The sequence below is a fragment of the Plantactinospora sp. BB1 genome (genome assembly GCF_003030385.1).
Classification (GTDB): Bacteria; Actinomycetota; Actinomycetes; order Mycobacteriales; family Micromonosporaceae; genus Plantactinospora.
In genome coordinates, this window is record NZ_CP028159.1 from 3881505 (window position 1) to 3893225 (window position 11721).

Annotated in this window: 12 protein-coding genes; 10 read left to right on the forward strand and 2 right to left on the reverse strand. The window is 73.1% G+C overall.

Annotated features, from left to right (window positions below; all coding sequences use genetic code 11):
• Positions 1 to 51: 51 nt before the first annotated feature.
• From C6W10_RS16970 to C6W10_RS16980, 3 genes are all read left to right on the forward strand, one after another.
• The gene (locus C6W10_RS16970) at positions 52 to 594 is read left to right on the forward strand and encodes a helix-hairpin-helix domain-containing protein (RefSeq protein ID WP_107258915.1); all 543 of its coding nucleotides are present in this window, start codon (positions 52 to 54) and stop codon (positions 592 to 594) included.
• A 166-nt stretch (positions 595 to 760) separates the two neighbouring features.
• Positions 761 to 1471 (forward strand): ThuA domain-containing protein, encoded by a 711-nt coding sequence (locus C6W10_RS16975; protein ID WP_107264017.1) that lies wholly within the window; start codon positions 761 to 763, stop codon positions 1469 to 1471.
• Positions 1441 to 2559: a Gfo/Idh/MocA family protein gene (locus tag C6W10_RS16980; RefSeq protein ID WP_107258916.1), complete on the forward strand. Its 1119-nt coding sequence runs from the start codon at positions 1441 to 1443 to the stop codon at positions 2557 to 2559. Before C6W10_RS16975 ends, C6W10_RS16980 begins: the two co-directional genes overlap by 31 nt.
• A gap of 20 nt (positions 2560 to 2579) precedes the next feature.
• On the opposite strand, the gene C6W10_RS16985 is transcribed toward C6W10_RS16980, so the two are convergent.
• The gene (locus tag C6W10_RS16985; RefSeq protein ID WP_107258917.1) at positions 2580 to 3716 is read right to left on the reverse strand and encodes a phosphatidylserine/phosphatidylglycerophosphate/cardiolipin synthase family protein; all 1137 of its coding nucleotides are present in this window, start codon (positions 3714 to 3716) and stop codon (positions 2580 to 2582) included.
• Between the two features lie 312 nt (positions 3717 to 4028).
• On the opposite strand from C6W10_RS16985, the gene C6W10_RS16990 reads away from it, so the two are divergent.
• The gene (locus C6W10_RS16990; protein ID WP_107258918.1) at positions 4029 to 5228 is read left to right on the forward strand and encodes an RNA ligase RtcB family protein; all 1200 of its coding nucleotides are present in this window, start codon (positions 4029 to 4031) and stop codon (positions 5226 to 5228) included.
• Complete coding sequence (gene prfH / locus C6W10_RS16995) at positions 5225 to 5863, forward strand: peptide chain release factor H (RefSeq protein WP_107258919.1); 639 nt, start codon at positions 5225 to 5227, stop codon at positions 5861 to 5863. The genes C6W10_RS16990 and prfH overlap by 4 nt, the downstream gene beginning before the upstream one ends.
• 5 nt (positions 5864 to 5868) lie before the next feature.
• Here prfH and C6W10_RS17000 read toward each other — a convergent pair whose 3' ends face one another.
• On the reverse strand, positions 5869 to 6237 hold the full coding sequence (locus tag C6W10_RS17000; RefSeq protein WP_107264018.1) for an MmcQ/YjbR family DNA-binding protein: 369 nt from the start codon (positions 6235 to 6237) through the stop codon (positions 5869 to 5871).
• A gap of 181 nt (positions 6238 to 6418) precedes the next feature.
• Between C6W10_RS17000 and C6W10_RS17005 the strand changes: the two genes are divergently transcribed.
• The 5 genes from C6W10_RS17005 (at position 6419) to C6W10_RS17025 (ending at position 11705) form a co-directional block, all read left to right on the forward strand.
• On the forward strand, positions 6419 to 7273 hold the full coding sequence (locus C6W10_RS17005; RefSeq protein WP_107258920.1) for a helix-turn-helix transcriptional regulator: 855 nt from the start codon (positions 6419 to 6421) through the stop codon (positions 7271 to 7273).
• A gap of 55 nt (positions 7274 to 7328) precedes the next feature.
• The gene (locus C6W10_RS17010; RefSeq protein ID WP_369938556.1) at positions 7329 to 8168 is read left to right on the forward strand and encodes an SAM-dependent methyltransferase; all 840 of its coding nucleotides are present in this window, start codon (positions 7329 to 7331) and stop codon (positions 8166 to 8168) included.
• A gap of 117 nt (positions 8169 to 8285) precedes the next feature.
• Complete coding sequence (locus tag C6W10_RS17015) at positions 8286 to 9488, forward strand: acyltransferase family protein (protein ID WP_107258921.1); 1203 nt, start codon at positions 8286 to 8288, stop codon at positions 9486 to 9488.
• Positions 9485 to 10627: an alanine racemase gene (gene alr, locus C6W10_RS17020; protein WP_107264020.1), complete on the forward strand. Its 1143-nt coding sequence runs from the start codon at positions 9485 to 9487 to the stop codon at positions 10625 to 10627. Before C6W10_RS17015 ends, alr begins: the two co-directional genes overlap by 4 nt.
• Before the next feature lie 67 nt (positions 10628 to 10694).
• Positions 10695 to 11705, forward strand: coding sequence for a D-alanine--D-alanine ligase family protein (locus C6W10_RS17025; RefSeq protein ID WP_107258922.1), 1011 nt, complete (start codon positions 10695 to 10697; stop codon positions 11703 to 11705).
• Positions 11706 to 11721 lie beyond the last annotated feature (16 nt).

The following is an 11721-nucleotide window of genomic DNA, read 5'->3' on the forward strand; positions in this document are numbered from 1 at the left end:
GCATCCCGGGCCGGCGGGCCCCCGGGCCGGTAGGCGTGCGAGGGTGAACCGATGACGACCATCGCGCAGCTTCGCAGGACGGCGCTCTCGCTGCCCGAAACCGTCGAGCGGGGCACCCGGGCCGGCACGGTCGAGTTCACCGTGCACGACAGGTGGTTCGCCTCGACGGACGGCGACGACCACGTCCGGCTCCACCTGCCCGGTCCGGAGGTGGAGGAACTCCTCGCGGCCCATCCGACCGGTACCCGGCTGACCCGTGGCGGGACGCAGGTCGGCGTACGCGTCCCGCTGCGGGACGTCGGCGGTCAGCAGCTCAACCACTGGGTACACCGGGCCTGGCTCGCCCGGGCACCGAAGCGGCTCGCCACACGGGCGGCCGCCGCGCAGATCGCCGTCCCGGGTGAGGTCGGTGACCTGCCGAGGGGCATCGGACGACCGGCCACCCAGGCACTGCTCGACGCCGGCATCCGCACCCTCGACCAGGTCGCCCGACTGACCGAGGCCGAACTGCTGGCGATGCACGGGATCGGACCGAAGGCGGTGCGGATCCTCGGCGAGGCGCTGGCCGGCTCCGGACGCTCCGGCAGGACCTGACCCACCGCGAACCCCGACAGCGGGACGTCGGCAAGGGCGTAGATCACCGTGACCGCCGCAGGCTGGGCGACTACGGTTTCAGTGATCGACAAGCCTGGGCGTCGGCGGCACACCGCCGCGCCGGCGGCGCGAGCCTGCCCGGACGACGGGCGGAAGAGGAGTGAGCGTGGCGCAGCGCAGGGCACTGGTGGTTCGCGGCGGATGGGAGGGACACCAGCCGGTCAGGGCGACCGAGTTGTTCATTCCGTTCCTCGAACGCAACGACTACGCCGTACGGGTCGAGGAGTCGACGGAGGTCTACGCCGACGCCGCCGAACTGGCCGACACCGACCTCGTCGTGCAGTGCGTGACGATGTCGCAGATCACCCCGGAGCAGTTGGCGGGCCTCTCCGCCGCCGTCGTCGCCGGCACCGGCTTCACCGGCTGGCACGGCGGTATCGCGGACTCGTTCCGGGCCTCCTCCGACTATCTGCACCTGGTGGGCGGTCAGTTCGCCACCCATCCGGGCAAGGAGCCGTGCGAGCGGCACGGCGGCGAGCAGGACAACTTCCTGCCGCACACGGTGAACATCACCGAGCTGGGCCGGGAGCATCCGATCACCGCGGGGATCGAGGACTTCGACCTGGTCACCGAGCAGTACTGGGTGCTGCACGACGACCTGATCGACGTGCTGGCCACCACGACGCACCCGACGCGGCAGTGGCACCCGTGGCACCGGCCGGTCACCTCGCCGGCGATCTGGACCCGGCGCTGGGGTGCCGGGCGGATCGTCGTGACCACCCCGGGACACAGCCTCGACGTGCTGGAGCACCCGAGCGTGCGTACCGTCATCGAGAGGGGGATGGTGTGGGCGACCCGCACGGCGTCGGCATCGTAGGTCTCGGGGTCATCTCCCGGGCGTACCTGGAGACGCTGGCGGACCACGCCGAGTTGCGCATCGCGGCGGTGGCGGACCTCGACGCCGCCCGGTCGGCGGCGGTCGCCGCCGACCTGCCCGGCACCGAGGCGTGCGGCGTCGAGCGCCTGCTCGACCACCCCGACGTGCGGACCGTGCTCAACCTGACGATCCCGGCCGCGCACGCCGAACTCTCGCTCGCCGCGATCGACGCGGGCAAGAACGTCTACGTCGAGAAGCCGCTCGCCGTCACGTTCCCGGACGGCCGCGCGATCGTCGAGCGGGCCACGTCGGCCGGTGTCCGGCTGGGCTGCGCCCCGGACACCGTCCTCGGCACGGGTACCCAGACCGCCCGGGCAGCCATCGACGGCGGCCTCATCGGGCGCCCCTTCTCCGCCTCGGCCGTGATGGTCACCCCCGGGCACGAGCGGTGGCACCCGCACCCCGACTTCTACTACGCCCCGGGCGGCGGCCCGCTGCTGGACATGGGGCCGTACTACATCTCGGCCCTGGTTCACCTGCTCGGGCCGGTACGCGCGGTGGTCGGCGCCGGCAGCCGGCTGCGTACCGAGCGGGTGATCGGCTCCGGCCCGCGTACCGGAGAGCGGGTCCCGGTCGAGGTGGACAGTCACGTGACCGGGGTGCTCGAACACGCCGACGGTGCCCTCTCCACCATCACGACGAGCTTCGACGGCGTGGCGACGACGGCCGCACCGATCGAGGTGCACGGTGAGACGGGCAGCCTCGCCGTACCCGACCCGAACCGCTTCGACGGCGAGGTCCGGCTCTTCCCGCTCGGCGGTACCGGCTGGCGGGCGCTGGAACCACGGGCGGGCTACGCCCACGGCTCCCGGGGGCTGGGCCTGATCGACCTGGTCCGGGCGGACGGTCGACGACCGCCCCGGGCCGGCGGCGGGTTCGCCCTGCACGTGCTGGAGACGATGACCGCGCTGCTCCGGTCGGCCGCCGAGGGCCGGCGGATCGAGCTGACGACCGTGGCGGAGCGGCCGGTGCCGGTCCCGCACACCCCGGCCGAGGAGTGGCGGGGAGGCCCGGCGGCCACCAGCTGAGCCCTGCCGCGTCGGTAAGGTCAGGAGGCCGCCGCGCGCAGGGCCCAGAAGTTCGACCGGTACTGGTCGTGGATCGTCGCGGACTCGATCCGGAGCAGCGCCTCGTCGTTCTCCCGCAGCGCCGCGTTCGTGTAGTTGTGGCTGCCGGTCGTCACCCACTTGCTGTTCCGGGTACCGGCATAGGTGCCCTCGATCAGCATGTACTTGGAGTGCACGATGTAGTCGCCACTGATCCGGTAGAGGACGATCCGGGAGTGGCCGCTCAGGATGCGGAGCACGTCGGCGTCCATGGTGGTGTAGACGACCTCGATCCAGCACTTCCGGTCGGCCAGCGAGCGGAGTTCCTCGGCGATGCCGTTCCGGCTGAAATACCACATCCCGATCCGGATGATCGTCCGACCGGTCTCGGTACCGACCGTGGTGTTGCCCTCGCAGGTCACGTTCTCGTTGAGCATGTTGTAGATGGTGTCGGTGGTCCGGTCCGACCCCGCCCGAGGGAAGAAGTACGCCTTGGCGTTGCCGCTGCCGACCGTGCGGTAGTAGTCGCTGTTCTTGGCCTTCGCCGCCAGGTCGCCGAAGTAGTCGAGGTAGGCGTCGTAGAGGCCGGCGTTTCCGACCAGGGTCACGGCGTTGTTCCAGTACGCCGTGGCGTTGCTGACCGTCAGGTTCGCCGAACTCTGCACCAGTACGTTGTTCGAGCCGGAGGTGCTGGAGAAGAGAAAGAACTTGTTGTGCATGATCGGCGAGCCGGAGTTGCCGATGCAGGCCGCGCCCTGGGTGCAGAAGATCAGCCACGACCGGTTGGCCCGGTTGCTGCCCAGCGCCGCCCGCATGGTGTCCACCGCCGGGTACTGCTCCGACAGGTAGTCCAGCACGAGCCGTACGTTCACCCCGCGGTTGTGGGCCGCCACGATGTCGTCGGCGACCGAGGTGGAGGTCCAGTGGTACATCGCGATGGAGATGGTCGAACCCGCCGGGGCGCCCTGCACCAGCCCTCGGATGTGGTCGACGATCCGGTACTGCTCGGCGGTCGCGGTCGGGTTGTTGAAGATCGCGCCGCTGGCCACGGCGCCCACCGCCGGGGTGGACGGCAGCACCGTCCCGGCGACCACCAGGGCGGCCGCCACCAGCGCTGCGACCGTACGACGTAGGGACATGCTCGCCTCCGGACAGCCCGTCACACCGACGTGGACAATCGACGATCATGCCAGGCCGGCCCGCCGCGCGGGGGGCTCGACGGCGATCGGCGCACCGGACGGAGCGGCCGGACCCGGAGCCCGGGACCGCCCCGGCTCCGGACGCCGGGCGCCGAAAACCGGTTGCTCGATCGGCCGGGTCCGACCAGGGTGGGGGCATGACGTTCTGACGGGCACTACCCAGGTGAGCCGAAGCCCTGTGCCGCGCCGTCGCGCGCGCCCGGGGTGCGCCGTAGCGCCGTCCGTCCCCACCCTTTTTGGAAGAGAGCGTCCTTGTCGCTGCAGAAGTCCCGGCCGGAGTCCGCTCCGGGCGCCGGGTCCGCCACCGTCACCGTCTTCGCCTCGGCCCGCAGTTGGATCGAGTCCGACGCCGTCGACCAGTGCCACCAGGTGGCCGCCCTCGACGGCATGCTCTCCGTCGCCGGCATGCCCGACCTGCACCCCGGCAAGGGTGCCCCGATCGGCGCCGCCATGACCTCGACCGTGCTGTACCCGTTCCTGGTCGGCTCCGACATCGGCTGCGGCATCGCCGTCTTCCCGGTCGACCTGAAGCGGGTCGTACCCGAGCAGATCGCCCGCCGGTTCCCCGACCTCGACGTCGCCCTGGACCCGGAGCGGGACGCCGACGACCCGGCCTGGGCCGCCGTGGACGCCGAGATCCCGGCCGGTCACCTGGAGGGCCTGGGTACGGTGGGCCGGGGCAACCACTTCGTGGAACTGGCGCGGATCCAGACCGTCCTCGACCCGGGCCACGTGGCCCGGCTCGGGCTCGCCGTCGACGACCTCGTGCTCATCGTGCACAGCGGTTCCCGGGGGCTGGGCGAGCGCATCCTGCGGGCACACACCGAGCGGCACGGCGCGGGCCCCGCCGCCGATCCGGCCGGCTACCTCGCACTGCACGACGCCGCCGTCCGCTGGGGCTCGGTCAACCGCAGGCTGCTCGCCGCCCGGGTCCTGCACGCCCTCGGCGCCGAGCCGACCGAGCCGATCGTGGACGAGTGCCACAACCTGGTCGAGGTCCGCGACGGGACGTACCTGCACCGCAAGGGAGCCGCACCGGGCGACGGCCGGGACGTGCTGATCGCCGGTACCCGGGGCACCTGCTCCTATCTGGTCGCCGCCCATGCGGGGGCGCACGCCAACTTCTCCGTGGCGCACGGCGCCGGCCGGAAGATGTCCCGGGCCGACGCGCTGCGCCGGGGCCGGGTCAAGCACACCGTCGAGGAACTCCGGCGTACCCCGGTGGGATCACTGGTGGTCTGCGGCGACCGGCAACTGCTCTTCGAGGAGGCGCCGACGGCGTACAAGCGGATCGAGCAGGTGATCGCGGACCTGGTCGAGCACGGCCTCGCCACCCCGGCGGCGACGACGGTTCCGCTGGTCACGTACAAGACGATCGACCGGGGTGGCAACACCCGGCCGGCCGGGCGACGGGACCGGCCGGAGCACCGCCGCGGCCGGGGCCGGTCGTGACCGCAGCGCCGGCCCCGCAACATCTGCTGATCTCGGCCGGGCGCGGCCCGCAGGAGTGCGCCTGGGCCGTCGCCCAGCTCGTGCGCCGGTTGGAGGCGGAGGCCCTGCGGCGGGGCCTGAGCACGTCCCGGGCCGAGACCGTTCCCGGCGACCGGCCCGGCACCTACCGGTCGGTCCTGGTGCGGATCTCCGGAGCGGGCGCCGAGGAGTTCGCGGCCTCGTGGACCGGCACCCTCTGCTGGCAGGCGCCGAGCCCCTACCGGGCGCGCGCCGGCCGGAAGAACTGGTACGTCGTCGCCGGCCCCTGCCAGCTCGACGCCCCGCAGACGTCGTTCGCCGAGGCGGACGTCGAGATCGTCGGCTGCCGCACCGGCGGCCCGGGCGGGCAGCACCGGAACAAGGCCAGCACCGCCGTGCGGGCCACCCACCGTCCCTCCGGGATCGTGGTGGTGGTCGACACCGAGCGGCAGTTCAGCCAGAACCGCCGCATCGCCCTGGAGCTGATCCGGCGGCGCATCGCGGACGGCGACCGGGCGGCGGGCCGGGCCGTCGCCACCGCCCGCTGGCGCATCCACGACGACCTCGTCCGCGGCGACCCGGTCCGGGTCGAACGACCGGACCCCCGGGGGCCGTGAGCCGGCTACCGCCCCGGTGCGGGTGGCGGGGCCGGCACGAGCGGATGTCCGTCGACGAGGTCTCCGGGCGCGGAGAGGGACCAGGCCTCGTAGACCAGTTCGGCCAGCTCGTCGGCGTCGATCCCGGGCAGGTGGACGACGACCCAGCCGAAGCCGCCGGAGGTGAACTGCACCTCGAAGACGTCCGGCCGCTCGGCGACCAGCGCCGCCTGCTCGGACAGGGTCTGCTTCAGTCCGACCGTCCTGGTGCGCGGCCAGTGGTAGCCGAAGCGCGTGCCCCGGACACTGAACGAGGTGTAGTCCCGCGCCTGGGCCCGCTCGACCTCGGCGAGCGTCTCCACCATCCGTAGGAACTGCGCATCCGGTACCGCCACGTCGACCATTCTGGCGTACCCGCCGTCCGGTGTTGACCCGGCTACCGTCGGTTTGATGATCGCAAACCGTGGCCGATCGGTAGCTCTGGCCGACTCTCGATGGCATGCTTGGCGTCGGGAAGCAACCCGGAGGTGTGGGGTGAGCGGATCAGCACAGCCGGACGGACCCGGCGACGGCGCGATGGCCGTACGGATCCTGGTCGGGGCCCAACTACGACGACTGCGCGAGGAGCGGGGACTGACCAGGGCGGAAGCGGCGGAGCCGATCCGCGCCTCCGAGTCGAAGATCAGCCGGATGGAGCTGGGCCGGGTCGGCTTCAAGGAGCGCGACGTACTCGACCTGCTCTCGCTCTACGGCGTGCACGACGAGCAGGAGCGGGCCACGCTGCTGGCCCGGGTACGCGAGGCGAACACGTCGAGCTGGTGGCACCCGTACAGCGACGTCACGCCGAACTGGTTCCAGCGCTACCTGGGGCTGGAGGCGACGGCGACGCTGATCCGCAGCTACGAGGTCCAGTTCGTCCCGGGGCTGCTCCAGACCGAGGAGTACGCCCGGGCGGTGGTGCGCCTCGGCCACGGCGCGGCCCGGGAGGACGAACTCGCCCGCCGGGTGCGGCTGCGGATGGAGCGGCAGCAGGTGCTGACCCGTCCGGATCCGCCGATGTTCTGGGCGGTGGTGGACGAGGCCGCGCTGCGCCGCCCGGTCGGCGGGCCGCAGGTGATGCGCGACCAGCTTGAGGCGCTGATCAGCATCGTCACGAAGATGCCGAACGTGAAGCTACAGGTGATCCCGCTCGCCGCCGGTGGGCACGCCGCGGCCGGCGGCGCCTTCACCATCCTGCGTTTCCCGCAGCAGGAGCTGGCCGACCTGGTCTACATCGAACAGTTGACCAGCGCGCTCTATCTCGACAAGCGGGAGGACGTCGACTGCTACTTCGAGGCGGTGAACCGGCTCTTCGTCGAGGCCGCGCCGCTCAAGGACACCTTCCAGATCCTGGACCGGATCATCCGCGACCTCGACGAGGCGCCGCGATGACGGTGGATATCCTTGACCTCCGCCAGATCGATCGACCGCCCGGAGGGTTCTGCCCGTGACCCAGGAGATTTCCACGTCCGGCGAGGAAGGCAGCTCCGGCGCGGAGGAGTCGTCCAGGCCGAAGATCGACTCCGAGGTTCCGCAGACGGCCCGGGTCTGGAACTACTGGCTCGGCGGCAAGGACAACTACCCCGTCGACCGGGCGCTCGGCGACGAGATCGCCGAGGCGTTCCCGATCATCGTCGAGATCGCGCGTGCCGACCGCGCCGTGCTGAACCGGGTGGTCCGCTACCTCGCCGGTGAGGCCGGGGTCCGGCAGTTCCTGGACGTCGGCACCGGGCTGCCCACCGCCAACAACACGCACGAGGTGGCCCAGGCGGTGGCCCCGCAGGCCCGGATCGTCTACGTCGACTACGACCCGCTCGTGCTCGTGCACGCCCGGGCCCTGCTGACCAGCGGGCCGGAGGGCGCCACGGACTACATCGACGCCGACATCCGGGACACCGAGACGATCCTGCGGGAGGCGGGTCGCACCCTCGACCTCAGCCAGCCGGTCGCGGTCATCCTCTCCGGGATCCTGGCCCACCTGCCCAGCGTCGAGGAGGCGCGCGCGGTCGTACGCCGGCTGATGGACGCCCTGCCCGCCGGGAGCTATCTGGTGGCCGTGGACGGTGCCGACACCAACCCGGAACTCAACGACGTGATGAAGATCTGGAACCAGTCGGCCAACCCGCCCTACGCGATGCGTACCCCGGCGGAGATCGCCAGCTACTTCGAGGGGCTGGAGCTGGTCGAGCCGGGGCTGGTCGACGTCACCCGGTGGCGGCCCGAGCCCAGCCAGGCCGGCCCACCGCGCCCGCTGGACAACCTCGTCGGAGTCGGCCGCAAGCCCTGACCGTCCGTCGGCCGCCGGCCCTGACCGTCCACCCCGACCCGGAGAGCCGGACGGCTATTACCCGGTCGTGACAATGCGCGGACCGGCTCCGGACATGGTGGTGGCACCTTCGCTCGGGTGAGTTCCGAGCCCCACCCGCCAGCCGCCCGTCCGGGCGCCGTCCCGTCGCCGCCCCGGCAGCGCTGGGCCGACGTCGCCAAGGGCGCCTGCAGCGCCCTCGTGGTGCTCTGGCACGTCATCGTCAAGCACTACCTGCGGATCGAGTGGCATCTCGGCGTACCGCTGCCCGGGGTGTGGGGGACGCTGGGCGAGCAGTTGCTGCCGTTGCGGATGCCGCTCTTCTTCACCATCTCCGGCCTCTTCGCGGCGAACGCCGTCGACCGGCCGTGGCGCCGGGTCGGCCGGTCCCGGATCGCCCGGTTCCTCTACCTGTACGCCGGATGGCTGCCGATCCACACCCTGCTGCTCGCCGCCGCGCCGGACTTCCCGACCGACCGGGCCGGCTCGGTCACCGGCCTGCTGGCCCAACTCACCGTCAGCCCGTCCAACCTCTGGTACCTCTACGCCCTCGCGCTCTACTTCGCGGTTGCCAAGCTGGCCCGCCGGGTCCCCGCGCCGGTGCTGCTGGCGGTCGCCGCCGGCCTCTCCGCCGCCAGTACGGCGGGACTGCTCGCCACCGCCGGCAACCGGGGCGGCGTCTACCAGAACCTGGTCTTCTTCCTCGGCGGGCTGCACCTGCGGCCGTACCTGTCACGCTGGGTGGCGACCGCGACCCGGCGCCGCCTGCTGCTCACCGCCGCCGGCTACCTGACCGCACTGGCCGGGATGGCCTGGACCGGCGCGCAGGGCTGGCCGGGGCTGTGGCTGCTGGTCTCGGTCGCGGCGGTGGCCTTCGGCCTCACCGCCGCCGCCCGGCTGGCCCGGTGGCGCCGGCTCGGCGACCCGCTCGCCGCCCTCGGCCGGCGGACCCTCCCGGTGTACGTCCTGCACCTGCCGCTGCTGGCGCTCGCCGACCGGGTACTGCACGGCCCGCTCTCCGGGCTGGGACGGTCCGGACAGTTCGCGCTGGCGCTCGGCTATCCGATCCTGCTCACCTCGGCCCTGCTCGCCCTGACCCTGGCACTGCACCGGGGACTGCTGCTGCTGCGGGCCGGCTGGATGTTCGACCTGCCGGCGCCCCGCCCCGCCGGCCGTCGGCGTCGCCCCCGGCCACTGTGGCGGGACGGCGAGGTGCCGCGCGATCGCGGCGGCCCCGACGGTGGCCAGGTGGATCCGGAGAGGCGGCTCGCGGACGCCGTACCGCCGGGGTGGCGCGGATGAGCGCGCTGGCCGAGGCCGAGGTCGACCTCGCGGCCGTCGCGGCCAACCTGGGTACGGTCGCGGCGCACGCCGGTACCGCGCTGATGGCGGTGGTCAAGGCCGACGGGTTCGGGCACGGTGCCGTACCGGTGGCCCGGGCCGCGCTGGCGGCCGGCGCGAGCTGGCTCGGGGTGACCTCGGCCGGCGAGGCGCTGGCGCTGCGCGCGGCGGGTCTCACCGCGCCCGTGCTGAGCTGGCTGCACCGTCCGGACGACGACTTCGGCCGGCTGATCGGCGCCGACGTCGACCTCGGGGTCTCGACCGTGCCGCACCTGCACTCGATCGCCGAGGCGGCGCGCCGGTCGGGCCGGCCCGCGACGGTCCAGCTCAAGGCCGACACCGGACTGTCCCGCAACGGCGCCAACCGCGACGACTGGCCGGATCTGGTCGACTGGGCCCGCAAGTACGAGGTCGAGGGGACCGTCCGGGTCCGGGGGGTCTGGTCGCACCTGGCCGGCGCCGAAACGCCGGAGGGTCGGGGCGTCGGCCGGCAGGTGGCGGCCTTCGAGGAGGCGCTGCGGATCGCCCGGGCGGCGGGACTGCGGCCGGATCTGGCCCACCTGGCGAACTCGGCGGCGGCGCTGGCCGCCCCGGCGACCCGGTACGACCTCTGCCGGATCGGACTGGCGCTCTACGGCGTCGACCCGTTCGGCGCCCCCGGCGCCGGGGCGTACCGGCTGCGGGCCGCGATGACCCTGCGTTCCACGGTGGTGAACGTCAAGCGGGTGCCGGCCGGTACCGGCGTCTCCTACGGGCCGGACCGGGTGACCGAGCGGGCGACGACGCTGGCGCTGCTGCCGCTCGGCTACGCGGACGGGCTGCCCCGGGCCGCCGAGGGGCGTGCCGAGGTGTGGCTGGCCGGCGTCCGGCGACCGATCGTGGGGCGGATCGCGATGGACCAGTGCGTGGTCGACGCCGGGGAGCTGCCGGTGGCGCTCGGCGACCCGGTGGTGCTCTTCGGCCCGGCCCGGGCGGGCTTCGGCTGGCCGACGGCGGCCGAGTGGGCGGGGTGGGCCCGGACCAGCCCGCACGAGATCCTGACCGGCATCGGCGCCCGGGTCGCCCGCCGGTACCGACCGGCGAGGCCGGCAGCGGAATGAGGGTACGGACCAGCGGGCGCGGTGCCCGCCTGCCGCGTGGCGGCCGGAGTGCAGGGGAGTGTCGAGGATGAGTATCCGGCTGGCGGTGCTGTACGGCGGGCGCAGCGGCGAGCACGAGGTGTCCCGCCGTTCGGCGGCGAGCATCCTCGCCCACCTCGACCGGGACGCCTACCGGGTGACCCGGGTACTCGTCGAGCGGGACGGCCGGTGGCAGGTCGACGGCGTACCCGTCACGCTGTCGGCGGCGCTGCGGGTGCTCACCGCCCAGGACGTGGTCTTCCCGGCCATGCACGGCCCGTACGGCGAGGACGGCAACGTCCAGTCGATGCTGGACTGGCTCGGTGTGCCGTACGTCGGTAACGGGGTCTTCGCCAGCGCGGCCGGAATGGACAAGGCGGTGACCAAGAAGCTGCTCGGTGCCGAGGGGCTGCGGGTCACCACCGGCGTGACGCTGCGGGACGGCGAGTACCTGTCGCAGGCCGAACAGCAGCGGCTGGGCCTGCCGGTCTTCGTCAAGCCGGCCCGGGCGGGCTCCAGCCTCGGCGTGTCCCGGGTCGACCAGTGGTGGCAACTGCCGGCCGCGCTCCGGCTGGCCCGCGAGGCCGATCCGAAGGTGCTGGTCGAGCGGGCCGTACCCGGCCGGGAGATCGACGTCGGCGTACTCCAGTACCCGGACGGACGGGTCGAGGCGGGGCCGCCGCTGGAGATCGGCGTGCCGCCGAGCGCCGCCTTCTTCGACCACGCCGCGAAGTACGACGGTGGGGCCGTCTTCCAGATTCCGGCCCCGCTCGACGCCGCCACCACCCGGCTGTTGCAGGACCGGGCGCTCCGGGCCTTCCACGCACTCGGCTGCCGGGGGCTGCTTCGGGTCGACTTCTTCCTGCCCGCCGACGACCTGTCCGGCAACGACCTGGCCGACGGCGGCTCGGCGGAGCCGGTGGTCAACGAGGTGAACACCTTCCCCGGCTTCACCGACGCGTCGCAGTACCCGCGGATCTGGGCCCGGGCCGGGATCGCCTTCCCGAGGCTGCTCGACATCCTGATCGACGGCGCCCGGAACGCCGCGGCCGCCCGGTGAGGCGCCGGGCGAGGCG

What these genes read in the sequence shown, in the direction of transcription:
- C6W10_RS16970 (WP_107258915.1), top strand. Translation starts at nt 52, where the DNA reads ATGACGACCATCGCGCAGCTTCGCAGGACGGCGCTCTCGCTGCCCGAA.
- C6W10_RS16985 (WP_107258917.1), bottom strand. Translation starts at nt 3,716, where the DNA reads ATGTCCCTACGTCGTACGGTCGCAGCGCTGGTGGCGGCCGCCCTGGTG.
- C6W10_RS17005 (WP_107258920.1), top strand. Translation starts at nt 6,419, where the DNA reads ATGGCCGTACGGATCCTGGTCGGGGCCCAACTACGACGACTGCGCGAG.
- alr (WP_107264020.1), top strand. Translation starts at nt 9,485, where the DNA reads ATGAGCGCGCTGGCCGAGGCCGAGGTCGACCTCGCGGCCGTCGCGGCC.
- C6W10_RS17025 (WP_107258922.1), top strand. Translation starts at nt 10,695, where the DNA reads ATGAGTATCCGGCTGGCGGTGCTGTACGGCGGGCGCAGCGGCGAGCAC.